The sequence below is a fragment of the Pseudogulbenkiania subflava DSM 22618 genome (assembly GCF_900177275.1).
In the GTDB taxonomy this organism is placed as follows: domain Bacteria; phylum Pseudomonadota; class Gammaproteobacteria; order Burkholderiales; family Chromobacteriaceae; genus Pseudogulbenkiania; species Pseudogulbenkiania subflava.
Genome location: NZ_FXAG01000023.1, coordinates 1 through 26,582 on the forward strand (window position 1 = coordinate 1; position 26,582 = coordinate 26,582).

Sequence of the window (26,582 nt, forward strand, 5' to 3'; positions counted from 1 at the left end):
ATCATTTGAGTGGCTTGGGCCACGCGGTGAATAGAGTGTGCGACGTACGATCGATTACCCAATTCGAAATGGAAGCCAACCGGCTTCCAGGCTTCTTCTAGTTTGTTGACAGTTTATGTCTGGCGGCCTTAGCGAGGTGGTCCCACCCCTTCCCATCCCGAACAGGACCGTGAAACGCCTTAGCGCCGATGATAGTGCGGCCTTGCCGTGTGAAAGTAGGACACCGCCAGACTCCCCTCAAGAAAGCCCAGCTCACTACGAGCTGGGCTTTTTGCTTTTGTGGCGCCGTCGTGCCGCAGAGGCGTCCTCTGGCTGATGCATCACGGGTGTTTGTGGCTGCGGATGGCACAGAGGCCCTTTTTAGTTGTACATTCTTAGTCTTCCCGACAATTCGATCAGCCTGTGTACTGGGGGAGACTCATATGACGCAGGCGTTGTTGCCGTTGTAGAACTTGTCAGCCTGAATGGAATGGTCGCACTTGAAATCGTCTCTTGGTCTCTCCGGCAAGCTCAGAAAATCGGCCTTGCCACTCTTGGCTTGGCTCGGCCTTTGTTTCTTGACGGCCCTGCTCTGGCTTCAGATGGAGAGAAGCCGCCTGGAGGAGGGGTTTGAGAAGGATGGCCGTGCGGCTTACGTGCAGATTGCGCGCAAGCTGGATCAGAACGAGGCCGTGCTCCAGGCCGCTCATGCCATGGTGGCATCGCGTGACACATCCGATATCGCGGCCTTGAGCGCTTTTTCCCGAGAAATACTGGCGAATTACCCCAAGCTCTACACCATTCTTTTCTATCAAAAAGTTGTGCCGACGGAGCGTGATCGGTATCTCGATCAAATGTCACGCGAGATTGGCGAGCCTGCTTCTATCACCGATTTCGACCTTAATCGGCGTCGCTCGTGGAGGGCTGCGCCTCTCCGCGATGTCTACTACCCGGCCACGATGGTGGAGCCGGTTACCCAGTCGTCGCGACGGCTCTACGGCTACGACATCCTGCATGAGCCTCGACTGGCTCGCGAACTAAGGCAGGCCATCGCGACAGGTGAAATTGTGGTCTCGATGCCGTTCGAACTGGCAGGGGACGAGCGGGCATATCTGCTGATGAAGGGCGTCTACCGTAATGGTGGACCGGGGGTGATTCCGTTGCGTCCCGATTCCCCCCTGGTTGAGGGCGTCGTGGCGGTGCAGGTCCACTTCGAGCAATTGCTGGCTCCGCTGCGCCTGGAGTCGCAGTCGCTGAATATTGCGTTGTACCAGCGCGAGTTGCCGGGAGTGCATGGGTCACTCTTGCTCTATGAGCGCTCACTCCGTCCGAGCAAAGTGTCGCAATGGCCGTTGTTCCAGCGCTTCGAATCCAAAATGGACTTGCCCAGCGATGCGCAGCCGTTTGTCTTGAGTCTGTCGCGCAACGTGACCTGGGCCGAGTTGCGACTCAGTGTGCTGGTCTTCCAGGAGTTGCTGGTGACCCTGTTGCTGTTGGCGCTGTGGCAGGTATATCAACAGCGTCTGCACTTGCACCGCGCCCGTTCGGCTGCCGATGAGGCTCTGTTCAGCCAGCGCGAGCGGGTGGAGGTGGCATTGAACGCCATCCGTGATGGTGTGATCACGCTGAGTCACGATCGCAAGGTGGAGTGGGTCAACCCGATGGCGCAGGAGCTGCTGGGGCTGCAGCCGGAGCAATTGCTAGGGCGTGATTACAGGGAAGTATTGCGGTTGCAGCAGGGGTTGGCCGACGTTTCCCAGGTCGATCCGATTGGCCAAAGCTTTCTCTACCAGCAGGTGGTGGAGTTTCCTGACGAATTGTTGTTGTCGACATTTTACGGTGAAACCCGCCTGGTCGAAGGAGCCGTGGCCCCGCTGTTTTCCCGCACCGGGGAGATGAATGGCGCCGTTTGTGCGATCCGAGACATGGGGCCGATCCGGCGCCGGGCGCAGGCGGTACTGGAGGCCAGCGAGAGCCGGGTGCGGGACCATCTCGAGAAGCTGTCGCACGTTGCGCGCTTGCACACCATGGGGGAAATGGCCTCGGGCATTGCGCACGAATTGAATCAGCCGCTTGCCGCCATCAGCAACTACTGCGCCGCGTCGCTGGCCATGTTGGAAGATGTCGAGGAGGCGCCGTCTCAGGTGACCGACGCCTTGAAGGCGGCCATCCGTCAGGCCGAGCGTTCTGGGGAGATCATCAAGCGCCTGCGCGCCTTCGTCAGCAAGCGCAGCATGGATGTCCGCCAGGTCGATCTGAATCTGCTGGTGGGAAACAGCCTGTTCCTCGCCGAGCATGACCTGCGCAGCAATGGCGTGCAGGTGGTGCAGATGCTGTCGGCCAATCCGGTGACGGTGATGGCGGACAGCATCCAGATCGAGCAGGTGTTGATGAACCTGCTCTCCAACGCCATCGAGGCGATGAAGGGGGAGCGGGAAGGGGCGCGGCAGCTGGTGATTCATAGCCACGTGGCGCTTTCCCATGCCATTCTGGAGGTGCGCGATAGCGGGCGGGGTATTTCGCCCGACGTGCAGGCGGTGCTGTTCCATCCGTTTTACTCGACCCGCGAAGGGGGGATGGGGCTGGGGCTGTCGATCTGCCAGACCATCGTCGAGCAGTACGGCGGGTCGATCGAGGCGGAAAACATTCCCGGCAGCGGGGCTTGTTTCCGGCTGCGGCTGCCCTTTGCCCCGCCGCTATCGTTGCCAGAGGCGGCGGTGCCGCCGGTGGTGGCTACTCGCTAGCGTTCTTGCCGGTGTTGCGCGAGGAGCGTTCTTCGCGCGGGGTGATGCCGAAGTGATTGCGATAGCTGCTGGAGAAGTGGGGGCCGCTGGAGAAGCCGCAAGCCAGCCCGATCTGAACGATGGATTTGGAGGTCTGCTGCAGCAATTGTCGCGCGCGCTTGAGACGCAGCTCGAGGTAGTATTTCGACGGTACCGCGGAGAGGTGCTGCTTGAACAGGCGTTCGAGTTGCCGTCGCGAGATACCGACATAATAGGCGATGTCGTCGGTCGTCAGCGGCTCTTCGATATTCGCTTCCATCAGGCTGACGGCTTCGGTCAGCTTGGGCTGGCTGGCGCCGATACGGGTGGCGAGCGGGATGCGCTGCCGTTCGTTGCCGGGGCGGATGCGTTCCATGCTGAACAGTTCGGAGAGTTGGGCGGCGAACTCGTGCCCGTGCTGTTGCCCGACCAGCACCATCATGAAGTCCAGCGTCGAGGCGCCGCCGGCGCAACTCATCCGGTTGCGGTCGATTTCATACAGATTGGACGAGACGATGACTTCGGGGAACTCTTCGGTGAAGCGGTTGATTTCCTGCCAGTGGATGGTGCTGCGGTAGCTGTTCAGCAGGCCGGCGCGGGCGAGCCAGTAGCTGCCGCAGCCGATGCCGATCAGTTGCAGCTTGTCGGTGGCTTGGGCGTGGATTGTCTTGCCCAGTTCGTCAGCATCCACGTCGCTGGTGATTTCGTCGGCGATGACGAAGATGCCGTCCAGCTTCGGGGCGTAGCTGAGCGGTAGGTCGACGGCGGTCTTGATGCCGTTGGTCAGGGTCATGGCGTCGCCGCTGGGCGACAGCAGTAGGAACTCGTAGAGTTTCTTTTCCGCGAGTTGATTGGCGCGGGACAGGACCTCGGTAATCAGGGCCAGGTCGGCCATGGCGGCGTGGGGCAACAGCAGGATGCCGTAGCGGAGCGGTTTGGCGACTTGCGTCTGAATAGCCATAGGTGACCGAAAAAACAAAACTTCCGGGAAGAAGACTCTGCCAAGTCGGAGACTTGGCAGAGGGGCGGTTTTAATGCCGTAATTGTATGATTATTTCAGGCTGCCCGAGAGGAATTGTGCCAGCCGCTCGCTCTTCGGGTTGACCAGCACTTCCTTCGGATTGCCTTGCTCTTCGATCCGGCCCTGGTGCAGGAAGATGACGTGGTTGGACACTTCGCGGGCGAAGCCCATTTCGTGCGTCACTACCACCATGGTGCGGCCTTCGCGGGCGAGGTCCTGCATCACGCGCAGCACTTCGCCGACCAGTTCCGGGTCGAGCGCCGAGGTCGGCTCGTCGAACAGCATGACTTCCGGTTCCATCGCCAGGGCGCGGGCGATGGCGACGCGTTGCTGCTGGCCGCCGGACATGTGCGACGGGTACTTGTCTTCGACGTTCTTCAGGCCAACTTTTTCCAGATATTTGCGGGCGCGGGCGATGGCTTCGTCCTTGGGGACGCCGAGCACGTGCACCGGGGCCTCGATGATGTTCTCCAGCACCGTCATGTGCGCCCACAGGTTGAAATGCTGGAACACCATGGCGAGCTTGGTGCGCAGTCGGGCCAGCTGCTTGGTGTCGCCGGCCTTGAGGGCGCCGTGGCGGCTGTCCGGAACCAGCTGGAGTTCTTCACCGGCGGCAAAGATTTTACCGCTGTTGGGCTGTTCCAGCAGGTTGATGCAGCGCAGGAAGGTGCTCTTGCCGGAGCCCGACGAGCCGATGATGCTGATGACGTCGCCGGCGTGGGCGGTCAGCGACACGCCCTTGAGCACTTCGTGGCTGCCGTAGCTTTTGTGGATGTCGGCAACGTGCAGCTTGACTTGGCTGTCGAGGCCGGTGGAGGTGGCGTTGGGGTGTTCGATCGGTTTCATCGCTCAGCAAATCCCTGTCTTGAATGCGTCGTGGGTTACGCACCGGCCACTGTGGGGTAATGGCCGGCGGCACTATGTGGGCGGGTACGTCTCGCCTCACGCGATAATCGGTTCATCCTGCTTGTTGGTTGCCATCTGGCTCAGTGCTTGCGCGGAGCCAGGTAGGCCAGCCAGCGTTTTTCGGCCAACTTGAACAGCCAGACGAACAGGAAGGTGAAGGCGAGGTAGATCAGGCCCGCCATCAGGAACGGTTCGAACGGCATGTAGGTGTCGCTGTAGATGCGACGGGCGACACCGGTGACGTCGGCCAGCGTGACCAGGCCGGCAATCGAGGTGCCTTGCAGCATCATCACCACTTCGTTGCTGTAGGCAGGCAGCGCGCGGCGCAGCGCGGCGGGGATGACGATGCGGCGCATCATCAGCCACTTGCTCATGCCCATGGCCTTGGCCGCTTCGATTTCGCCCCAGTGCGTGTTGCGGATCTGGCCGGCGATGATCTCGGTGGTATAGGCCGCCGTGTTCAGCGTGAAGGCCAGCAGCGCGCAGAAATAGGCTTCCTGCAGGTAGGTCCAGGCCCAGCTCTCGCGCACCGCCTCGAACTGCGACAGCCCGTAGTAGATGATGAACAGCTGCACCAGCATCGGCGTGCCGCGGAACACGTAGGTGTACAGCCAGACCGCGCCAGACACCAGTCGGTTCCTGGAGACGCGCATCAATCCCAGTGGAATCGACAGCGCGAGGCCGCCCAGCAGCGAGTAGAACAGCAGTTCCAGCGTCAGGATCAGGCCGTCGCTGGTGGACAGCACGGCTTGCCCGCTGCCGCCGCCCAGGAAGGACGGAAAATTCTCGATCATCAGGTTGGCGTCAATCACAGCTCACTCTCCCGTACACCCGTCGAATAGCGTTTGTTCAGCGCGTTCAGGGCCACAATCGAAACCGTGGTGATCAGCAGGTAGATCGCCGCCACCACCATGTAGACGGTAAAGGGTTCCTGGGTGATGGATTTGGCGGTATCCGCCTTGTACATCATATCGTTGAGGCCGATCACCGAGACCAGTGCGGTGGATTTGACCAGCACCAGCCAGTTGTTGGAGAAACTCGGCAGAGCGAAACGCACCATCTGCGGTGCAGTGATGCGAAAGAACACCCGCAGCGGCGACATGCCATAGGCGGCGCCGGCTTCCATCTGTCCCTTGGGTACCGACATGATGGCGCCGCGGAAGGTCTCGGTCATGTAGGCGCCGAAGATGAAGCCGATGGTGAGCACGCCGGCGATCATCGGGTTGATTTCCGGTGCGCCCAGGCCGAAGCGTTCGGCGATATCGTTGATCAGCATCTGGCCGCCGAAAAACAACAGGAACATCCAGACCAGGTCGGGCACGCCGCGCACCACCGTGGAATAGAGTTCGGCCGACCAGACCAGGGCGCGGGAATGCGCCATCTTGAACATGGCGCCGATCAGTCCAAGGACCACCGACACCACCAGCGAAGCCGCCGCGACTTCCAGTGTCAGTGCCGCGCCTTCCAGAATGCTGGGAAGATAACCCTGCAAAAACATGCTGTTCTCCAAGGATAGCCGCGCCGGCATGGCGTGCCGGTGCGGCCATTCCTATCAGTTGCCGTAGATGTCGAAGGAGAAGTACTTCTTCTGGATCTTGTCGTAGCTGCCGTCGGCGCGGATCTGCTTCAGCGCCTTGTTGAGGCGCTCGAGCAGGGCCGCGTCGGCCTTGCGCACGGCGATGCCGGCACCCTCGCCGAAGTATTTGGCTTCGTTATAGGCCGGGCCGGCAAAGGCGAAGCCCTTGCCGTTCGGGGTCTTCAGGAAGTCGGTGTCGCCCACGGCGGCATCGACGAAGCTGGCGTCGAGCCGGCCGGCCTTCAGGTCGAGGAAGGACTCCGGCGCCTTGCCGTACGGCACCAGCTTGGCGCCCAGCTTGACCCAGTGGTCGCGGGCGTATTTTTCCTGGATCGAGGAGCGCAGCACGCCGATCTTCTTGCCCTTGAACCAGGCGTCGTTTACCGCGGCGCCGTTCTTGGCGACCAGGCGGCTCGGCATGTTGTAGTACTTGTCGGAGAAGTTGACCGCTTTCTTGCGCTCGTCGGTGATGTTCATCGAGGCGATGATGACGTCGAACTTCTTGGCGTTGAGCGCCGGGATGATGCCGTCGAAGTCTTGCGGCACGACTTCACAGGTCACTTTCATCGCCGTGCACAGGGCGCGGGCGATGTCCGGGTCGAAACCGGCCATCTTGCCATCCGGACCTTGTTGGGAGAACGGCGGGTAGCTGGCATCGGTGGCGAAACGCAGTGTCTCGGCGTGGCTAGCGGCGGTCAGCGCGCACAGCAGCGCGCCCAGCGTCAGCAAGGGCTGTTTCATGAAGTCTCCAGCGGAAAGGGTGGGGGGCTCGAATCAGGCCCATGCTTCGGCACGGGCCGTCCGGGGTTGGCCGAAGCTCAGTGGCCGTACACGTCGAAGGCGAAGTACTTGTCCTGCACCTTCTTGTAGGAACCATCCTTGCGGATCTGCTCGATGGCTGCGTTCAGACGTTCACGCAGCGCGTTGTTGCCCTTCTTCACGGCGATACCGGCGCCCAGGCCGAAATACTTGGCATCGGCATATTCCGGGCCGACAAAGGCGAAGCCCTTGCCGCGCGGGGTCTTCAGGAACTCCTGGTCGCCCACTGCGCCGTCGACGAACACGGCGTCAAGTCGGCCGCTGGTCAGGTCGAGGAACGACTCCGGGGATTTGGTGTAGGCGACGATCTTGGCGCCCGTCTTGCCCCAGTAATCCTTGGCGAACTTCTCCTGGGTCGAGGCGCGCAGTGCACCGATCTTCTTGCCCTTGAAGCTGTTCTGGTCGACTTTGGTGCCTGCCTTGGCAATGATGCGGCTCGGGATGTTGTAGTACTTGTTGGTGAAGTCGACGGCCTTCTTGCGCTCGTCGGTGATCTGCATCGAAGACAGGATGGCGTCGAACTTGTTGGTGTTCAGCGCCGGAATCAGGCCGTCCCAGTCCTGCGGCACGATCTCGCAGGTGGCCTTCATCGCCGAGCACAGCGCATGGGCCATGTCGATATCGAAGCCTTGCGGTTTGCCGTCCGCGCCCTGCTTGGAGAACGGGGGGTAGTTCAGGTCAACGCCAAAACGGATGGTCTCTGCCTGGGCAGCGGACGCGAACAGCGGGGCGGCCAGCGCCACAGCCATCAAAACCTTTTTCATCGAATGCCTCTCTATTTCTCAGAACGTGAACCGGGTGCCAGAACGGTCTTCTGACGCGGTCCCGCTTAATGTCGTGCCGAAGTGGTGAACCAGGCCGGGGTATGGCCGGCTACCCGCCGGTTTTCTCGTCGGCCGGTGATGCCCCGGCCCTTGTATGAGTCCATGGTGGCACGAACATTTGTGGTCGAACAATCCACTCGCCTTGGCGTGGCAGGGTGGAAAAAATGAAGCCGCGCATTCTACCGGGTTTTTTGCCTTCTGAAAAATATCAATAAAAACAATGCGTTGTTTGTTTTTAAAACTGCGCGCGCAAGAAAATTTCACAAAAGTCTTTTTATAATTGGCTGTCGCATTGCTATAAGCCTATGAGTGGTGGAAAAAGCAATCTCTCATCCCCGCCCATACACGAATGCTGCTGTGCAACCAAGGAAGATGTAAGAGCGTGTCGCTTTATAGAAATCTTGTGCTGATCGACCTCTCTACAATCCCTGATCAGCAGAACCCTTACCCCTGCGCAAACAACACAGAGAAAACCAATGTCCCTCAGCAACATGACAGAACACGCCAGCCTGATTGACGACATTCAGGCGGAGGCTGACAGCAAGCTGTCCAGTGATGAGCAACAAAAACTGGCCCCTTTCTTTCCGGTCTATTTCGAAGAAGCAGAGTACGACGATCTGCGCCGGTATTCGTCGCTGGATTTGTTCGGCGCGGCGATCGCCCATTACGACTTCGCGCAGCAGCGCAAGCCCGGCGCCCACAAGGCGCGCATCTACAACCCGGATTTCGAGCGTGACGGCTGGCAGAGCACGCATACCGTGATCGAAGTGGTCGGCGACGACATGCCGTTCCTGATCGACTCGCTGGCGATGCTGCTGTCGCGCTACAACCTCAACCTGCATCTCCTGATCCACCCGGTGGTGGCGGTGGCACGCGATGCCAAGGGCCAGCTGGTGGAACTCAAGCGCACCCAGGGCCGCGACCTGCCGCTGGAATCGTGGATTCACGTCGAGATCGACCGCGTGTCCGACGCCGCCACGCTCAAGCGTCTGGAAAACGATCTGAACCGCGTTATTTCCGATATCCGCCTGGTGGTCAACGACGAGCCCAAGATGCGCGCGGCACTCACCGAGATTGCTGACGATCTGGCCAAGGTGAAGGGTGCCCGCGCCGACGAAGCCCAGGAGGCGATCGACTTCCTGCACTGGATGGGCGACAACCATTTCCTGCTGATGGGTTACTGCGATTACGACCTCGTCAAGCGCGATGGCAAGGATAGCCTGAAGATCGTCAAGGAAAGCGGTCTTGGCATCCTGAAGGAGCAGGGGGACAAGGAGTATTCCGCCAGCTTCGAACAGCTGCCGCAGGAACTGCGTGAACTGGCGCACCTGCCGCAGCTGATCATTCTGAACAAGTCGCAGACCCGTTCGATCATCCACCGTCCGGCCTATATCGACTTCGTCGGCATCAAGCGCTTCAACAGCAAGGGCGAAGTGATCGGCGAGCGCCGCTTCCTCGGCCTGTATACCGCCCACGCCTACCAGGTCTCGCTGAAGAACATCCCGATCGTGCGCCGCAAGGCCGAGTACGTGGTCAACTACTGCGACTACGTGGACAACAGCTACAAGGCCAAGACCTTGGGCTTCGTGCTGGAAAACTACCCGCGCGACGAGCTGTTCGAAATCCCGGCCGAAGCGCTGGCCCCGATCATCGAGGGCATCGTCAACCTGCAGGAACGCCCGCGCGTGCGCCTGTTCGTACGCACCGACCGCTATCACCGCTATGTCAGCTGCCTGGTGTACGTGCCGCGCGACAGCTTCAACACCGAAGTGCGCCTGAAGATCGAGAAGGTGTTGCTGAACGCCTTCAACGGCACCTCGGCCGAGTTCAGCGTCCAGATCGGCGACGGCACGCTGGCGCTGGTGCACTACACCATCCGCACCCATGCCGCCGACCTGCCGACCTTCCACGAGTCGGACATCGAGGCGGAGATCGCCCGCGTGGTGCGCGGCTGGCAGGAAGAGCTGCACCAGCTGCTGGTCGAGGCGCACGGCGAAGAGCAGGGTAACGCGCTGTACCATCGCTACAAGGGCGCGTTCCCGGTGGCGTACCGCGAAGAGTTCGCCGCTCGCAACGCGGTGCTCGATGTGCAGCTGATGGAGTCGCTGGGCGGCGAGCAACGCCTCGGTATGAAGCTGTACCGCCCGCTGCATCGCGGCACCAACGCCTTCAATCTGAAGCTGTTCAGCGCCGGCGAGCCGCTCGGCCTGTCCGCCAGCCTGCCGATCCTCGAGAACATGGGTGTGCGCGTGCGTGACGAGCACCCCTACCGCGTGCAGACCTCTGACGGTGCCGCGGTCTGGATCAGCGACTTCGGCCTCGACGTCGGTAATGCCTTCGAGCAGATGGCGCGCGAAGAGGTACAGTACGACTTCCAGGAACTGCTGTCGCAAGTGTTCGCCAAGCGCTGCGAGAATGACGGCTTCAACCGTCTGGCGCTGGTGGCCGGTCTCGACTGGCGCGAAATCTCGCTGGTGCGCGCACTGGCCAAGTATCTGCGCCAGGGCGGCCTGACCTTCAGCCAGGCCTATATCGAGCAGTGCGTGGCCAACTACCCGGCCATCACCCGTAACCTGGTCAGCCTGTTCCAGGCGCGCCTGGACCCGGTCAACGCCGACGACGCGCAGGCCGAAACCCTGCAGGGCGAACTGAAACACCTGCTTGACCAGGTCGCCAACCTGGACGAGGACCGCATCCTCAACGGCTTCCTATCGGTGATCCTGGCGGTGCGCCGCACCAACTTCTGGCAGAAGGCCGAAGACGGCGAGTTCAAGTCCTACATCTCGTTCAAGCTGGAATCCAACGCCATCCCGTTCCTGCCGCAGCCGCGCCCGATGTTTGAAATCTGGGTGTACAGCCCGCGCGTTGAAGGCGTGCATCTACGTGGCTCGAAGGTAGCGCGCGGCGGCCTGCGCTGGTCCGACCGCATGGAAGACTTCCGTACCGAGGTGCTGGGTCTGGTCAAGGCGCAGATGGTGAAGAACTCGGTGATCGTGCCGATGGGCTCCAAGGGTGGTTTCGTCTGCAAGCAGCTGCCGTCGCCGAGCGACCGCGAAGCCTTCATGGCCGAGGGGATCGCCTGCTACAAGACCTTTATCTCGGCGCTGCTCGACGTCACCGACAACCTGGTGACCGGCCAGATCGTGCCGCCGAAGGACGTGCGCCGTCTGGATCCGGACGATCCCTACCTGGTGGTGGCCGCCGACAAGGGCACCGCGACTTTCTCCGATATCGCCAACGGCATTTCGGAACAGTATGGCTTCTGGCTCGGCGATGCCTTCGCCTCGGGCGGCTCGGCCGGCTATGACCACAAGGGTATGGGCATTACCGCACGCGGTGCCTGGGAATCGGTGAAGCGTCACTTCCGCCACCTGGGCGTCAACACCCAGGAGCAGGACTTCACCGTGATCGGCATCGGCGACATGGCCGGCGACGTGTTCGGCAACGGCATGCTGCTGTCCGAGCACATCCAGCTGATCGCGGCGTTCAACCACATGCACATCTTCCTCGACCCGACGCCGAACGCGGCGGTGAGCTTCGCGGAACGTGCGCGCCTGTTCAACCTGCCGCGCTCGAGCTGGGCCGACTACAACCGCGAGCTGATCTCCAAGGGCGGCGGCATCTTCGAGCGCTCGGCCAAGTCGATCCCGCTGTCGCCGGAAGTCAAAGCCTGGCTGGAGACCGACAAGGACAGCATGGCGCCGAACGAGCTGATCCACGAGATCCTCAAGGCCCGCGCCGACATGCTGTACAACGGCGGTATCGGCACTTACGTCAAGGCCTCGACGCAGAGCCATGCCGATGCGCGCGACCGCGCCTGCGACCCGGTGCGTGTCGACGGCCGCGAGCTACGTGTGAAAGTAGTGGCCGAAGGCGGTAACCTGACGTGCACCCAGTTGGGCCGCGTCGAGTTCGCCCTGTCCGGTGGCCGTATCTGCACCGACGCCATCGACAACTCGGCTGGGGTGGATTGCTCCGACCACGAGGTCAACATCAAGATCTTGCTGGGCGCGGTGATGCAGGCCGGTGACATGACGCTGAAGCAGCGCAATGAGCTGCTGGCCGAAATGACCGAGGAAGTGGGTCATCTGGTGCTGCGCAACAACTACCTGCAGACCCAGGTGCTGGCGATCAAGCAGCAGGAGTCGGCGTCGATCCTGTCGACTCATGCGCGCATGATCGCCCACATGGAGAAGACCGGCGAACTGAACCGCGAGATCGAGTACCTGCCGTCCGAAGCGCAGATCAACGACCGCCGTCTGGCGCGTCAGGGTCTGACCGCGCCGGAAGTGGCGGTGCTGCTGGCCTACAGCAAGATTTCGCTGGATCAGGCGATCCTGGCGACCGATGTGCCGGACGATGCCGATTTCCTGCCGGTGCTGGTGAACTACTTCCCGAAACCGCTGCAGGAACGTTTCCGCGGCCAGATGGAGAAACACCATCTGAAGCGCGAGATCATCTCCAACCAGCTGGCCAACCAGATCATCAACCGCATGGGCACGACCTTCGTGTTCCGCCTGCAGGAAGAATCGCCGTTCTCGGCGGCCGACATCGCCCGTGCCTGGTGGATCGCCAGCCGCGTGTTCAATGCCGAGCAGCTGTGGGGCCAGATCGAGGCGCTGGACAACCAGATTCAGGCCGACCAGCAGATGGAGCTGATGGTGATCGTGCGTACCCTGATCGAGCGCGTGACGCGCTGGGTGCTGCGCAACAAGCGTCCGTTCAGCTCGGTCAACGCCGTGATTGATCAGTATGGCGCCAAGGTGCAGGCTCTGCTTGCTGCGCTGCCGGAGCTGATCAGCGCCACCGACTACCCGACCGTGGCGGCGATGGAAGCTCGTCTGGACATCCCGAACCTGCCGGCCAGCCTGGCGCGCGTGCTGGCGCGTCTGGAATTCGCCGTGCCGCTGATGGACATCATCGAAATCGGTGAGGGCGAGGAGCTGACCCAGGGTGTGCTGGCCAGCAATTACTACCGCCTGGGCAAGGTGCTGCAGCTGGACTGGATGCGTGAGGCGATCACCCGTCTGCCGCGTGACAACCGTTGGCAGTCGCTGGCACGTTCGGCATTGCGCGATGATCTGTATCGCCTGCACCGCAAGGTGGCCAAGCTGGCGATCCAGGAGTGCAAGGAGTCGGAAGACCTGGCCAGCGCCTGGCTGGAAAAGCGCCACCACGATGTCGAGACCTGCCACCAGATGTTTGCCGAATTGCAGGCCTTCCAGGCACTGGACCTGGCGATGTTGTCGGCCGGCATGCGCGAGCTGAACAATCACCTGTTGGCTTGACCCGTTTCAATTCTCCCTTCAGACCGGCCGCAAGGCCGGTTTTTTTATGGGTGCCGTTTAATATCCTCACCGTGTAACGTGGTTAAAAAAATAGACGTTTCGTGCGTTATTAAATTTATTGATCGATATTGTCTATTTATTTGTAATTAAAACTATAAAATAGTTGGGTTTGTTCAACAATTGTTGTATTTATTTAACGCTTTCAGTCTTGTGGTTTTACTTGAAATTAAACATTGTTGATTGGCCGAGCCGTTGTGGGCTATCGTTGCGCTACAGGTTTCAAGCACAGGCTCAGGACCGGTCTGCATGGCAGGCGGGGAGAAAACAGAAGCCGAATGGCCTATAACATGGGCTGCCTGTATGAGAAATGGAATCACGTTCCGCTGGTCGGACATTTAGTTTCAGAGGAGAAACCATGGTGCCTGAAGTCGTTCCCGACACTGAGGTGCTGGTCAGCTTTCGCGGTGTTCAGAAGAGCTACGACGGCGAGAGCCTGATCGTCAAGCATCTGGATCTGGATATTCGCAAAGGGGAGTTCCTGACCCTGCTTGGGCCTTCCGGTTCCGGTAAGACCACTTGCCTGATGATGCTGGCCGGGTTCGAGACCCCGACGCATGGCGAGATCCGCCTCAATGGCGCCTTGCTCAATCACGTTCCGCCGCACAAACGCAATATCGGCATGGTGTTCCAGAACTATGCCCTGTTCCCTCACATGACGGTCGGCGAAAACCTCGCCTATCCGCTGAAAATCCGTAATTTCTCCAAGTCCGATATCGATGCCAAGGTGATGCACGCGCTGTCGATGGTCAAGCTCGAAAAGCTGGCGCACCGTTATCCGGCGCAGCTCTCCGGCGGCCAGCAGCAACGTGTGGCCTTGGCGCGCGCGCTGGTGTTCAACCCGCAGCTGGTGCTGATGGACGAGCCCTTGGGCGCGCTCGACAAGCAGCTGCGCGAGCACATGCAGATGGAGATCAAGCACATTCATGACTCGCTGGGCGTGACCGTGGTGTACGTGACCCACGATCAGGGCGAGGCCCTGACCATGAGCGACCGCGTCGCCGTGTTCAAGGACGGTATCATCCAGCAGATCGACAGTGCCTATAACCTGTACGAAGCCCCGGTGAATTCCTTCGTCGCCAGTTTCATCGGCGAGAACAATACGCTGGAGGGCGAGGTGCAGAGCCTGCAGGACGGTCTCTGCCAGGTGAAGCTGGGCGACGGCATTGGTCTGACGGCCAAGGCGGTGTGCGCCGATCGGGCCGGGGCGCGGACCACCATGTCGATCCGTCCCGAGCGCGTGCGTCTGAACGGCGCGTCGGAGCAGTGCGCCAACCGCTTCCAGGGCAAGCTGCAGGAGTTCATCTACTTCGGCGATCACGTGCGCTTGCGCATGGACGTCGCGGGCAACCCGTCCTTCATCGTCAAGGTGCCGGTGAGCGAGCTCGACGGTTCCTGGTCGGTCGGCGACTCTATCTCCCTGGGCTGGAATCCGGAAGACATCCGGGCGCTGGACCCCCTCAATCCGTAGTTTTTCACACACACACAAGACAGATCGACGCCACAGGTACGTCGCAATGAGCCCGGGAACACGGGTTTTGCCTATCACTAAACTGAACTGGGTTTCAGAGGAGAAGCTGGATGAAAAACGTTACCAAGAAAATCATCGTTACCGCTGTGCTGGGCGGGGTTTCGCTGTCGGCTCTGGCTGCCGAAAGCCTGACTGTCATTTCGTTCGGCGGGGCGAACAAGGATGCCCAGACCGCCGCTTACTACCAGCCGTACGAGAAGACGACCGGCTCCAAGATCACCGCGGGGGACTACAACGGTGAAATGGCCAAGGTGAAGGCCATGGTGGAAGTGGGCCGTCCGACCTGGGACGTGCTCGAAGTGGAATCGCCGGAGCTGCTGCGCGGCTGCGAAGAAGGCATCTTCGAAAAGATCAACTGGGCCCAGGTGGGCAACAAGGCCGACTTCGTCAAGCCGGCCGTCTCCGAGTGCGGTGTGGGCATCTTCGTGTGGTCGACCGCACTGGCCTACAACGCCGACAAGCTGAAGGCGGCGCCGACCTCCTGGAAGGATTTCTGGGACGTGAAGAAATTCCCGGGCAAGCGCGGCCTGCGTAAGGGCGCCAAGTACACGTTGGAATTCGCTCTGCTGGCCGACGGCGTGCCGGCCTCCGACGTCTACAAGGTGCTGGGCACCAAGGCCGGCGTGGACCGCGCCTTCAAGAAACTCGACCAGCTCAAGCCGAACATCCAGTGGTGGGAAGCCGGCGCCCAGCCGCCGCAATTCCTGGCCTCCGGCGACGTGGTGATGAGCTCGGCCTATAACGGCCGCATCGACGCCGCGCAGAAGGAAGGCAAGAACCTGAAAGTGGTGTGGAACGGCAGCATCTACGACGTCGATTCCTGGGCTATTCCGAAGGGTGCCAAGGTGAAGGAGGCGATGAAGTTCATCAACTTCGCCAGCAAGCCGGAAAACCAGAAGAACTACTCGGCTCACATCGCCTACGGTCCGACCAACCTGAAGACGGTCAAGCAGATGGACGCCAAGCTGGTGGCCAACCTGCCGACCGCTCCGGCCAACCTGAAAGGGGCGCTGGCGCTGGACGTACCGTTCTGGGTTGAGCATGGCGAAGACCTGGAAGAGCGTTTCAACGCCTGGGCAGCACGCTGACCTTGAGGCCGGCCTGGCGTGAGCCGGGCCGGTATGTAACTGCGGCTCCCGCCGCGACAGGGCGGCGGGGCCCCTCTCTCAGGTTGATGACATGTCGGATAGTCTTATCATGAATGCGCCGTTGACGGCCGCCGACGGCGAGCCGCTCAAGAAGAAACTGGCGCGCGAGCAACGTCTCAAGCAATTCAAGGCGATCGCCCTGGTCGCCCCGCTGGGGTTGTTCCTGCTGCTGACCTTTCTTGTCCCGATCACGTCGCTGCTGTTCCGCAGCGTCGATAACCCGGAAGTCGTTACCGCGCTTCCTCATACCAGTCAGCTGATCCGGGCCTGGGATCAGCGCGGCCTGCCGTCGGACGCGGTGTACTCCGCACTGGCGGAGGACCTGGCCCGCGCCAAGGCGGACGGCACGCTGGCGGACGCCAGCAAGCGCCTCAATATGGAAATCAGCGGCTACCGCTCGCTGTTGATGCGTACCGCACGCAAGATGCCGCTGCAACTGGCGGCTGGCGAGTCGGTGCGCGACCACTTCATCCAGATCGACGAGCGCTGGGGCGATCCCGACCACTGGCACGCCATCGCCCGCAATGCCAAATCGTGGAGCCCGTACTACCTCTACCGCTCGCTCGACCTGCGCGAGAACAAGAGCGGGGTGCCGGAGCTGACCCCGGTCAACGAGCGCGCCTACCTCAGCATCTTCGGCCGCACCATGTGGATGAGTCTGTGGGTGACGGTATTCTGCATGCTGCTGGGCTACCCGGTGGCGTACTGGCTCGCCAACCTGCCCAAGCGTCAGAGCAACCTATTGATGATCTTGGTGCTGCTGCCGTTCTGGACCTCGGTGCTGGTGCGGGTGGCGGCGTGGATCGTGCTGTTGCAGTCGGAAGGTTTGATCAACAGCGGCCTGATGGCGCTGGGGATCATCGACCACCCGCTGCAGCTGGCGTTCAACCGTACCGGTGTCTACATCGCGATGGTGCACATCCTGCTGCCGTTCGTGATCCTGCCCAGCTACAGCGTGATGAAGAGCATTCCCCCTTCGTACGTCAAGGCGGCCATTTCGCTGGGCGACCATCCGTTCGCCGCGTTCTGGAAGATCTACTTCCCGCAGACGCTGCCGGGCGTGGCGGCCGGGGCCTTGCTGGTGTTCATCATGTGCCTGGGCTACTACATCACGCCGGCCTTGCTGGGCAGCCCGGAAGACCAGATGGTGAGCTATTACGTCGCCTTCTACACCAACGTCACCATCAACTGGGGCATGGCCGCTGCATTGGGCAGCCTGCTCTTGATCGCCACCCTGGCGCTGTACGCGGTGTACAGCAAGCTGGTGGGGACCGACCGTCTGAGCCTGGGGTAAATCATGCTGCCTAACTACGCCTCTCCCGTCGAGAAGCTCTGGTACTGGACGTTCCGCCTCGTGTGCGTGCTGGTGCTGGTGTTCCTGATGTCGCCGCTGCTGGCGATCATCCCGCTGTCGTTCTCGGCCGACAGCTTCCTGGTCTACCCGATCAAGTCGTTCTCGTGGCGCTGGTACGCCGAGTTCTTCGGCAACGGCGAGTGGACCCACTCGTTGAAGAACAGCTTCATCGTGGCCCCAGCCGCCACGCTGCTGGCGACGGTGCTGGGGACGCTGGCGGCGGTTGGTCTGACCAGCTCGAACTTCCCCGGCAAGTCGCTGCTGATGACGGTGTTGATTTCGCCGATGGTGGTGCCTGTGGTGATCGTCGGCGTCGGTGCCTACCTGTTCTTCTCGCCGCTGGGCCTGACCAACAATTACCTCGGCCTGATTCTGGTGCATGCCGCGCTGGGGGTGCCGTTTGTGGTGATTACCGTGTCGGCGACGCTGAGCGGTTTCAATACCAGCCTGATCAAGGCCAGCGCCAGCCTGGGGGCGAATCCGCTGCTCACCTTCCGCAAGGTGGTGTTGCCGTTGATCGCGCCGGGCGTGGTGTCGGGGGCGCTGTTCGCCTTCACCACCTCGTTCGACGAGGTGGTGGTGACGCTGTTTCTGGCCGGCCCGGAGCAGGTGACGCTGCCGCGCCAGATGTTCAGCGGCATTAAGGAGAACATCAGCCCGGCGATCGCGGCGGCGGCGGCGGTGCTGATCCTGTTCTCCACCACTTTGCTGCTGACGCTGGAATGGCTGCGCGGCCGCTCCGAGCGCATCCGCACCGCCAAGGCCTGAGTCGGTCGTCTCAGAACGAACGAAAGCCCGGTTTGACCGGGCTTTTTTCATTCAGGTGGGACTCAGAGCTTGTGAAAGAAATCGTCGCGAGCCTCCCCAGGCTGGCTCGAGAAGCACAGCCGTACACATTGTACGGCGAGCATCACAGGGCCGGCATGGGGGGCGCAGCAGATTTATTTACAAGCTCTCAGTGTCGGCCGCTGCTGCCGAATCCGTTCTCGCCGCGGTGCGAGGCGTCGAAGTCGTCGACGATGTTGAAGCCGACCTGCACCACCGGCACGATCACCATCTGGGCGATGCGCTCCAGCGGTTCGAGTGCAAAGTTGCTGTGCCCGCGGTTCCACACCGAGACGAACAGCTGGCCCTGGTAGTCGGAGTCGATCAGGCCGACCAGGTTGCCCAACACGATGCCGTGCTTGTGACCCAGGCCGGAGCGCGGCAGGATCATCGCGGCGAGGCCGGGGTCGGCAAGGTGGATGGCCATGCCGGTGGGGATGAGCTGGGTCTCGCCGGGTTTGATTTCCATCGGGCTGTCGATGGCTGCGCGCAGGTCGAGCCCGGCCGAGCCGGCGGTGGCGTAATTAGGCAGGCTGTCGTGCAGGCGCGGGTCGAGAATCTTGACGTCGATGACGGGTTTCATGCGGAGTCCTTGAATAATCGTGAAAGGTTGGCCGAAGCCGGGCTTCGGCCAACCTCTGGGTGGATCGGGCGGTTTAGCGCTGGGGCAGCAGTGCCGCCAGGTGCGCGACGATGGCGTGGGCCACCTGCTCCTTGGGCAGAACCGGCAGCGGGTGGGCACCGGCGTCGTCAAGCAGCACCACTTCGTTGTGGTCGGCGCCCATGGCCTGTTGTGCCAGGTTGGCAACCAGGAGCGGCACCTTCTTGCGCCGGCGCTTGGTTTCGGCGAATTCCAGCAGGTTCTGGCTTTCCGCGGCGAAGCCGACGCAGAACGGTGCCGCCGGCAGGCCGGCCACGGTGGCGAGGATATCCGGGTTTTCTTCCAGTTCGATGACCGGCACGCTGTCGCCCTTCTTCAGCTTGTGCTCCGACCGGTTCTTGACGCGGTAGTCGGCCACCGCCGCCACGGCAATGAAGACGTCGCTGCGGCCGACTTCCTGCAACACGGCCTGGTGCATCTCGGCGGCGCTGACCACATCGAGGCGGCGTACGCCGACCGGGCAGGGCAGGCTGGTCGGGCCGGAGACCAGCGTCACCTCGGCGCCGGCATCGCGGCAGGCGCGTGCCAGCGCGTAGCCCATCTTGCCCGAGCTGACGTTGGTGATGCCGCGCACCGCGTCGATCGGCTCGAAGGTCGGGCCGGCGGTGAGCAGCACCTGCTTGCCGGCGAGGCGTTTCTCGATGAAGAAGCCTTCCAGCCGCTCGGCGATCTCTTCCGGTTCCAGCATGCGGCCGAGGCCGACTTCGCCGCAGGCCTGCGCGCCCGCCGCCGGGCCGAACACCGTCACGCCGTCGGCGACGAGCTGGGCGACGTTGCGCTGGTTGGGCGGGTTGTCCCACATCTGCTTGTTCATCGCCGGGGCGACGATCAGCGGGCAGGTACGCGCCGCGGCCAGCGTGGAGATCAGGTCGTCGCAGGCACCGTGCGCCAGCTTGAACAGGCAATCGGCGCTGGCCGGGGCGATCAGGAACACGTCGGCGCGGCGCGACAGCTCGATGTGCGCCATGGCATTGTCCGGGCGCGGGTCCCACTGGCTGGTGTAGACCGCATGGCCGGACAGGGCCTGGAAGGTGGTCGGCGTGACGAAGCGGGTGGCGGCGTCGGTCATCACCACGTCGACACGGTGTCCGGCCTTGACCAGGAGACGGGTCAGCTCGGCCGCCTTGTAGGCGGCGATGCCGCCAGTGACGCCCAGCAGTATCCGTTTGGCAGACATGGAAAGCCTTTGTGCAAGCTGAAAAGATAAAAGTTTACCGGAAATTGCCGGCCTCGGTGGCGCCGCCGCGCTCGCTATGTTTTTGGCATGGAGTTGGGTTTAATGGCGAAAACAAGCTATAGCACAATGAGGAGCCGATCATGTCGATCTGCGATTGGCCTGCCGCGGAGCGGCCCCGGGAAAAGCTGCTGGCACAGGGGGCGGGATGTCTTTCCGACGCCGAGCTGCTTGCCATCTTCCTGCGTACCGGGATCAAGGGGGTGTCGGCGGTCGACATGGCACGCCGGTTGATGACCGAATTCGGTTCCCTGTCGCGTCTGTTGTCGGCCGATCTGGCCGAATTCGAGCGCCAGCATGGTCTGGGTGTGGCCAAGTACACCCAACTGATGGCCACCAAGGAACTGGTGCGACGGGCGCTGGCCGAAGAGATGAAGCTGGCCGATGCGCTGTCGAGTCCGCAGGCGGTGCGCGACTTTCTGCGTCTGACCATCGGTCTGCGCGACGTCGAAGTATTCGTGGTGATCTTCCTGACGGCACAAAACCGCGTTCTGGCGGTCGAAGAAGTATTTAGCGGCACCTTGAGCGAGACCCGGGTCTATCCGCGCGAGGTGGTGCGGCGGGCGCTGGCACACAATGCAGCCGGCGTCATCGTGGCACACAACCACCCTTCCGGCGTCGCCGAGCCGTCGTCGGCAGACCGGGCGCTGACCGATACCCTCAAGGCCGCGCTGCAACTGGTGGATGTCCGTTTGCTGGACCATTTCGTGATCACGGGAAGCCATGCCGAGTCGTTTGCCGAGCGTGGCTGGCTGTAGGGTGTATCTACTCTGGATTGGCTGCTGGCTGCTGGCTGCCGGCGTCTGCGCAAAGAACCCATCCCATGCCGGTGACAGGCGATGCCCGGCCGTCGACAGTGCGGCCCGGCGCGAGTCGCCTCTTTACAAATGTAACTGTCGAGCTTGGTTCTACATTCTTCGCATCACGAGGAGGTCGTCATGAACATCCTGCGCTTGCTGAATGAATCAGAGTACATCCAGGTGAACAACCAGTTCATCAAGCCCGACTACCAATACGCCTCGGAAGAGTTCGCCGACGACGAGGATATCGCGCTGGCGGCGAAGCTGGACGGTCAGGAGCTGATCCTGACGGTGGCCGAATTGGAAGAGGCGACCCCGCTGGCCGACGGCGGTTTCTGGCTGGAAGGGGTGGGCTACCTGCGCTTTCTGTCCCGTGAAAGCCTGCACTGAGTCCTCTCGCCCCGCCGCTCATGGGGGCGGCGGCCAGCGTCGTGCCGTGGCTCGCCCGCGTTGAGCCGGCCTGAGCTTTGCCCCGACACCTTCCCCCCCTCCTGCGCTACCATCAAACTGAGCCCCCGGTCATGGGAGCGGGGCCATCTGGGGGAGAACCATGCCAAAGATCGTGGTGATCGGCAGCATCAATATGGACCTGGTCGCGTTGTGTGCACGTTTTCCTGCGCCCGGCGAAACGCTCATTGGCGAGCGTTTCTTCACCAGCCATGGCGGCAAGGGGGCCAACCAGGCGGTAGCCGCTCGCCGCCTCGGTGCCGAGGTGAGCTTCATCGGGCGTGTCGGCGACGACGACTTCGGCCGCGAACTGTTGGCCGGGCTGCAGCAGGAGGGGGTGAACACGCGTCATGTGGCGGTGACGCCCGGTGTCGCCAGCGGTGTTGCCTCCATTACGGTCAGCGGCGGGGAGAACGCCATCGTTGTCGTGCCTGGTGCCAACCATGTGCTGAGCCCGGACGATGTGCGCCAGGCCGAAGCCGAGATTGCCTCGGCCGACGTGTTGCTGATTCAACTGGAAATTCCTCTGGAGACCGTGGCGGAAGTCGCCCGTCTCGCCGAGCGGCATGGCGTGCCGTTGATCCTCAACCCGGCCCCGGCGCAAGCCTTGCCGGTGGAATTGCTGGCGCGGGTCGCCTACCTTACGCCGAACCAGCACGAGCTGATGCAACTGCTCGGGGATACCACTGTCTCCGGGCTCGAGTCGCTGCCGGTGTCGCTGGCGGGCAAGGTGGTGCTGACCCAGGGCGCAGAGGGCGCCGCTTATGCCGACGCCGACGGACGGCTGCGCCATCAGCCGGGGCTGGCAGTAGACGTGGTCGACAGCACCGGGGCCGGCGATACCTTCAACGCCGCGCTGGCGGTGTTCCTGGGGCTGGGCATCGAGGTGGCGCTCAAGCGCGCGGTGGCGGCCGGGGCGCTGGCGGTAACGCAGCCGGGGGCTCGTGGGGGCATGCCGACGGCGGTACAGCTCGATGCTTTCCTGGTCGGCAGCGGGCAACGGTGAAAAAAGTGTGAAACTTGCCGTGGAGGGCCGGTTGGGGCCTTGCCGAGGACGCTGGCTGTTTCCACAATGATGCCATTCCGACCCGAGGCGGCGCTGCCGCCGGACGCCTTTATGAAGCTCGGCATCACTTCCAAACTGTTTTTCGCCATCCTGTTTTGCTGCGTGGTGGTGGCGTTGGCCATCGGCGCCGCCAGCCGCCTGAGTTTCAAGCAGGGATTTCTCGATTACGTCAGCCAGCGTGACGCCCAGCGCTTGGAAACCCTGAAAACGAGCCTGGTCGAGGCTTACCGCGAGGAGGGCAGCTGGGCCTTTCTGGAGGGCAACGAGCGCTTGTGGCGCCGGCTGGTGCGCGCCGAGGTCCACCCCGAGCGAGCGCCAGGACGGCCGGACCACCCGCCACACCCAGGATTCCGTCTGCCCCTGCCGCCGCTGACGCTGCTGGCCGCCGACGGGCACGTGGTGGCGGGCGCGCCCAACTGGCCTTCTGACGCCACCCGCACCGCACTGCAGCTGGACGGGCGTCCGGTCGGCTGGCTGGTTAGCGTGCCGGTCAGCAGCCTGACCAACGCCGCCGACCTGCGTTTCCAGGAAGGCCAGCTCAAGGCCGGCTGGCTGTTCGCAGTGCTGGGCGTGTTGCTGGCGGCTGCGGTGGCGATGCTGCTGGCGCGTGTCATGCTGGTGCCGGTCAAGCGCCTGGCGGCGGCGCTGCATGAGCTGGCGACTGGCGACTACAGCACCCGGGTGCAGGCCAGTTCGCGCGACGAGCTCGGCCAACTGGCGGGCGATTTCAACCGCCTGGCGCGGGTGCTGGAAAACAACGAGCAGATGCGTCGCCACTTCATGGCGGATATCTCGCATGAGCTGCGCACACCGCTGGCGGTGCTGCGCGGGGAACTTGAGGCGATGGAGGACGGCGTGCGCACGCCGACGCCGGAGGCGCTCAAGTCGCTGCAGGCCGAGGTCTCCACGTTGAGCAAGCTGGTGGACGACCTGTACGAGCTGTCGCTGGCCGATGTCGGGGCGCTGAGCTACCACATGGAGGTGTTCGATCCGGCGGACGTCCTGCAACAGGCCCTGAACGCTTTCGGCGAGCGCCTGCAGGGCCAGTCCATCCGCCTCGAAACGCGCCTCCCCCAGGGGGGCGGCTGGACCATCGAGGCCGACCCGCAGCGCCTGTTGCAGCTGTTCAACAACCTGCTGGAAAACGTGGTGCGCTATACCGATCGCGGCGGGCGGCTGCGGGTGAGCGTCAGCCGCGACGGCGAGTGCCTGCGTATCGATTTCCAGGACTCGGAACCGGCGGTACCGTCCGATGCCTTGCCTCGGCTGTTCGAGCGGCTGTACCGGGTGGAGGGCTCGCGCAACCGCGCCAGCGGCGGGGCCGGCCTCGGCCTGGCACTGTGCCGCAGCATCGTCGAGGCGCATGGCGGTACGATCGAGGCCCGCCCGTCGCCGTTGGGCGGGCTGTGGATTTCCCTGACTTTCCCCCTACGGATGCGTTGAGAGCATGAACCCGTCTCCCAAGTCAGCCTACGTCCTCGTGGTCGAGGACGAACCCAAACTGTCGCGCCTGCTGGCGGACTACCTCACGGCGGCCGGTTTCGAGACCGCCTGCCTGGCGGATGGCCTGGCCGTGGTGTCCGAGGTGCGGCGCCGCCTGCCGGACCTGATCCTGCTCGACCTGATGCTGCCCGGCCGCGACGGCCTCGATATCTGCCGCGAGTTGCGCGCCTTCAGCGACGTGCCGATCGTCATGGTTACCGCCCGGGTCGAGGAGATCGACCGTCTGCTTGGCCTGGAGCTGGGCGCCGACGACTATATCTGCAAACCGTACAGCCCGCGCGAAGTGGTGGCCCGGGTCAAGGCCATCCTGCGCCGCAGCCAGCGCCATGGTGCGCTGCCGGCCGATGCCGGGCTGACGATCGACGAAGAGGGCTATCAGGCCTCGTGGCAGGGGCGGCGGCTGGAATTGACCCCGGCCGAATTCCGCCTGCTGCGCACGCTGGCCTCCATGCCGGGGCGGGTGTTCTCGCGCGACCAGTTGCTGGATCACCTCTACGCCGATCATCGCGTGGTGACCGACCGCACCGTCGACAGCCACATCAAGAACCTGCGCCGCAAGCTGGAGCAGGCGGCGCCGCAGCAGGAGCTGATCCGCTCGGTGTACGGCGTCGGCTACAAGCTGGAATTGTGAACACGCCCTAACACTTGCTTCACCGTTTCTCCACGCTTTCTCTCCAGTTCCCTGACATTTGCGGCTTACGCTTTCTTCATCGGATGGTGGCGAGGCCATCTATATTCACAGGGAGATTGCAATGAAACGGAAAGTCGCACTGACACTGATCATGGCCGTGGTGAGCGCTTCGGCATTGGCCGCGGCCACTGGCGCCGCCCCCAAGGAGGGGCCGATGGACGGGCCGGCGGCGCGCTTCGCGCAAGCCGACAAGAACGGCGACGGCCAGCTCAGCCGTGACGAGGTGCAAGCGGCGTGGCCCCGTCTGGCGGCCGATTTCGACAAGGCCGATACCAATCACGATGGCCAGCTCAGCCGGGACGAGCTGCATCGCTTCATGCACGAACGCTTCGCGCAGCGGCACCACGGTCGCCGCCATTTCCAGCAGTGTTTCGCCCAAGCCGACAAGAATGGTGACGGCCAGCTAAGCCTGGAAGAGGCCCGTGCCGGCATGCCGAGGTTGGCCGAAGACTTTGCCAAGCTGGATCTCAACCACGATGGCCAGCTCAGCCGCGACGAACTGCGCCAGGCGATGCGCGAACATTTCCGCCACGAGCCGGGGCGTGAGCACGAGCACGCGCCGTTCTTCGCCAAGCTGGATAGCAACGGCGACGGCAAGCTGAGCCTGGACGAGGTCAAGGCGGCATTCGAACGCGCCGACACCAACAAGGACGGTTTTCTGAGCAAGGACGAGCTGCGCGCCGCCGCTGGGCCGCGTCCGGAGGACTGCGGTCGCTGAGCGTGGTTTGCGCACGGGGCGCGGCAAGAGCCGTGCCGTGTCCTGTCGGTCCCGGCGTGGCCGCCGGGGAAAAGGAGTTCACCATGTCGAATGTTGTCCCGCATCGGGTCGGCGCCGTGGCGACGCTGTTGGTGCTGAGCCTGACCGGCTGCGTGGTGGCGCCTGCGCGTCCCTACAGCATGCCCCGTAGCGCACCCGAGGCGGTCGTGCCGCCGCCAAGGGAGGTGGTGTTCTACCCCCGTTCCGGCCAGAGCGAAGGGCTGCAGGATCGCGACCGCTACGAATGCCACCAGTGGGCCGTGCGGCAGAGCGGCTTCGATCCGAGCCTGCCGCATGCGGTAGGCTCCCCGTCGGTACGGGTGGTGCCGGCCGGGGGCCCCGGCCATGATACTGCGGCCCTGGCGGTGACCGGGGCTTTGGTGGGGGCCGCGGTGGCCAGGCCGCATCGGGGCGCCGAGGGCGCGCTGGTGGGTGCAACGATCGGCGCCGTGGCCGGCGCGATGTCCGACACCGCACGGGCGGAACAGGCGCAGCGCATGGAACAGGCCTACGCCGCCCAGGAGCAACGCCAGCAGGCCATGCTGGAGCAACAGGCGGATGCCTATCGGCGGGCCATCTCGGCCTGCCTGGAAGCGCGGGGCTATACCGTGCGCTAGGAAACGCCGACTGATCGCGGAGTCGCCATCATGAAATTCGTCCATCTCGCCGTCCCGGCCTCCCTTCTGCTTGGCCTGCTGCTGGCCGTCCCGCCCGCGCTGGCCGCTCCTCCGCAGTGGGAAGGCGCGGTGGTGACGGTGGCCCGTCCGGCATTTCCGGCGCGGGGAGCCTTCGTCGGCTCGCTGCCGGGCGGCGGGCATGCCGTCGTACACGGCGGGGTGCGCTATCACTATTACGACGGTTTCTGGTACCGCCCGCGCGGGCGCGGCTACGTGGTCGTGTCGCCGCCGCGCGGCGTGTGGGTGCCGGTGCTGCCGCTGCTCTACACCACGCTGCTGATCGGTGGCGTGACCTACTACCTCGCCAACGACGTCTACTACGTGCAGCGCAGCGATGGCTACGTGGTGGTGGACCCGCCGCTCGGGCAGGGCCCGTCCGGTTCGTCGTCCGTGCGTGATAGCACCGATTTGTTCATCTATCCGAATCGCGGCCAGGACGAGCAGCAACAGGCGCGCGACCGCTACGAATGCCACCGCTGGGCGCGCGGCCAGACCGGCTACGATCCGACCTTGCCCGAGGGCGGTGTCGATGCGCGCGATGCGCTCGCGCTGCGGGATCAATACCGGCGGGCCATGGGGGCTTGCCTGGAAGGCCGCCACTACACCGTGCGCTGACCGAAGCGGGGTGTCCCGAGCGCAGAGTGGGCATGGATTGA

General features: G+C 63.1%; 22 protein-coding genes and 1 rRNA gene. 15 read left to right on the plus strand and 8 right to left on the minus strand.

Translation table 11 applies throughout. The annotated features are described in order from the left end of the window. The first annotated feature begins 118 nt into the window (after positions 1–118). Positions 119–232: ribosomal RNA gene (gene rrf / locus B9N72_RS17160) — 5S ribosomal RNA — on the plus strand. 247 nt (positions 233–479) lie between these two features. Next, entirely contained in the window at positions 480–2,723 is a 2,244-nt protein-coding gene (locus B9N72_RS17165) for an ATP-binding protein (RefSeq protein ID WP_234986033.1), read from the plus strand. Here B9N72_RS17165 and B9N72_RS17170 read toward each other — a convergent pair. From B9N72_RS17170 to B9N72_RS17195, 6 genes are all read right to left on the minus strand, one after another. Next, positions 2,713–3,702 carry a GlxA family transcriptional regulator gene (locus B9N72_RS17170; RefSeq protein ID WP_234986034.1) on the minus strand — a complete coding sequence of 330 codons (990 nt, stop codon included), beginning with the start codon at positions 3,700–3,702 and terminating at the stop codon, positions 2,713–2,715. The genes B9N72_RS17165 and B9N72_RS17170 overlap by 11 nt on opposite strands. Positions 3,703–3,792: 90 nt before the next feature. Then, the gene (locus tag B9N72_RS17175) at positions 3,793–4,608 is read right to left on the minus strand and encodes an ABC transporter ATP-binding protein (protein ID WP_085277505.1); all 816 of its coding nucleotides are present in this window, start codon (positions 4,606–4,608) and stop codon (positions 3,793–3,795) included. 140 nt (positions 4,609–4,748) lie between these two features. Continuing rightward, positions 4,749–5,480 (minus strand): ABC transporter permease, encoded by a 732-nt coding sequence (locus B9N72_RS17180; protein WP_085277506.1) that lies wholly within the window; start codon positions 5,478–5,480, stop codon positions 4,749–4,751. After that, the gene (locus tag B9N72_RS17185) at positions 5,477–6,166 is read right to left on the minus strand and encodes an ABC transporter permease (protein WP_085277507.1); all 690 of its coding nucleotides are present in this window, start codon (positions 6,164–6,166) and stop codon (positions 5,477–5,479) included. Before B9N72_RS17185 ends, B9N72_RS17180 begins: the two co-directional genes overlap by 4 nt. 54 nt (positions 6,167–6,220) lie before the next feature. Beyond that, positions 6,221–6,985: an ABC transporter substrate-binding protein gene (locus B9N72_RS17190; protein ID WP_085277508.1), complete on the minus strand. Its 765-nt coding sequence runs from the start codon at positions 6,983–6,985 to the stop codon at positions 6,221–6,223. A 77-nt stretch (positions 6,986–7,062) separates the two neighbouring features. Then, the gene (locus B9N72_RS17195) at positions 7,063–7,827 is read right to left on the minus strand and encodes an ABC transporter substrate-binding protein (RefSeq protein WP_085277509.1); all 765 of its coding nucleotides are present in this window, start codon (positions 7,825–7,827) and stop codon (positions 7,063–7,065) included. 536 nt (positions 7,828–8,363) lie between these two features. On the opposite strand from B9N72_RS17195, the gene B9N72_RS17200 reads away from it, so the two are divergent. From B9N72_RS17200 to B9N72_RS17220, 5 genes are all read left to right on the plus strand, one after another. After that, on the plus strand, positions 8,364–13,175 hold the full coding sequence (locus tag B9N72_RS17200; protein ID WP_085277510.1) for an NAD-glutamate dehydrogenase: 4,812 nt from the start codon (positions 8,364–8,366) through the stop codon (positions 13,173–13,175). Positions 13,176–13,590: 415 nt separating this feature from the next. Beyond that, the gene (locus B9N72_RS17205) at positions 13,591–14,703 is read left to right on the plus strand and encodes an ABC transporter ATP-binding protein (protein ID WP_085277511.1); all 1,113 of its coding nucleotides are present in this window, start codon (positions 13,591–13,593) and stop codon (positions 14,701–14,703) included. A 110-nt stretch (positions 14,704–14,813) separates the two neighbouring features. Beyond that, positions 14,814–15,851 carry an ABC transporter substrate-binding protein gene (locus B9N72_RS17210; protein WP_085277512.1) on the plus strand — a complete coding sequence of 346 codons (1,038 nt, stop codon included), beginning with the start codon at positions 14,814–14,816 and terminating at the stop codon, positions 15,849–15,851. 91 nt (positions 15,852–15,942) lie between these two features. Further along, complete coding sequence (locus tag B9N72_RS17215; protein WP_143477857.1) at positions 15,943–17,205, plus strand: ABC transporter permease; 1,263 nt, start codon at positions 15,943–15,945, stop codon at positions 17,203–17,205. Positions 17,206–17,208: 3 nt separating this feature from the next. Next, entirely contained in the window at positions 17,209–18,033 is an 825-nt protein-coding gene (locus tag B9N72_RS17220; RefSeq protein ID WP_085277514.1) for an ABC transporter permease, read from the plus strand. A 187-nt stretch (positions 18,034–18,220) separates the two neighbouring features. On the opposite strand, the gene dut is transcribed toward B9N72_RS17220, so the two are convergent. After that, complete coding sequence (gene dut, locus B9N72_RS17225) at positions 18,221–18,673, minus strand: dUTP diphosphatase (RefSeq protein ID WP_085277515.1); 453 nt, start codon at positions 18,671–18,673, stop codon at positions 18,221–18,223. Positions 18,674–18,746: 73 nt separating this feature from the next. Then, positions 18,747–19,928: a bifunctional phosphopantothenoylcysteine decarboxylase/phosphopantothenate--cysteine ligase CoaBC gene (gene coaBC, locus B9N72_RS17230; protein ID WP_085277516.1), complete on the minus strand. Its 1,182-nt coding sequence runs from the start codon at positions 19,926–19,928 to the stop codon at positions 18,747–18,749. A gap of 140 nt (positions 19,929–20,068) precedes the next feature. Between coaBC and radC the strand changes: the two genes are divergently transcribed. From radC to B9N72_RS17270, 8 genes are all read left to right on the plus strand, one after another. Beyond that, positions 20,069–20,743 carry a RadC family protein gene (gene radC, locus B9N72_RS17235; protein ID WP_085277517.1) on the plus strand — a complete coding sequence of 225 codons (675 nt, stop codon included), beginning with the start codon at positions 20,069–20,071 and terminating at the stop codon, positions 20,741–20,743. Positions 20,744–20,923: 180 nt separating this feature from the next. Continuing rightward, positions 20,924–21,175, plus strand: a complete 252-nt coding sequence (locus B9N72_RS17240; protein WP_008955743.1) for a hypothetical protein — start codon at positions 20,924–20,926, stop codon at positions 21,173–21,175. A 160-nt stretch (positions 21,176–21,335) separates the two neighbouring features. Then, positions 21,336–22,238 (plus strand): ribokinase, encoded by a 903-nt coding sequence (gene rbsK, locus B9N72_RS17245; protein WP_085277518.1) that lies wholly within the window; start codon positions 21,336–21,338, stop codon positions 22,236–22,238. A 66-nt stretch (positions 22,239–22,304) separates the two neighbouring features. Beyond that, positions 22,305–23,741 (plus strand): sensor histidine kinase efflux regulator BaeS, encoded by a 1,437-nt coding sequence (gene baeS, locus B9N72_RS17250; protein ID WP_234986035.1) that lies wholly within the window; start codon positions 22,305–22,307, stop codon positions 23,739–23,741. 4 nt (positions 23,742–23,745) lie between these two features. Next, on the plus strand, positions 23,746–24,432 hold the full coding sequence (locus tag B9N72_RS17255) for a response regulator (RefSeq protein ID WP_085277519.1): 687 nt from the start codon (positions 23,746–23,748) through the stop codon (positions 24,430–24,432). 121 nt (positions 24,433–24,553) lie between these two features. Further along, positions 24,554–25,210: an EF-hand domain-containing protein gene (locus B9N72_RS17260; RefSeq protein WP_085277520.1), complete on the plus strand. Its 657-nt coding sequence runs from the start codon at positions 24,554–24,556 to the stop codon at positions 25,208–25,210. Positions 25,211–25,293: 83 nt separating this feature from the next. Then, on the plus strand, positions 25,294–25,866 hold the full coding sequence (locus B9N72_RS17265) for a glycine zipper 2TM domain-containing protein (RefSeq protein WP_085277521.1): 573 nt from the start codon (positions 25,294–25,296) through the stop codon (positions 25,864–25,866). 30 nt (positions 25,867–25,896) lie between these two features. Further along, entirely contained in the window at positions 25,897–26,541 is a 645-nt protein-coding gene (locus tag B9N72_RS17270; protein WP_085277522.1) for a DUF6515 family protein, read from the plus strand. Positions 26,542–26,582: the final 41 nt, after the last annotated feature.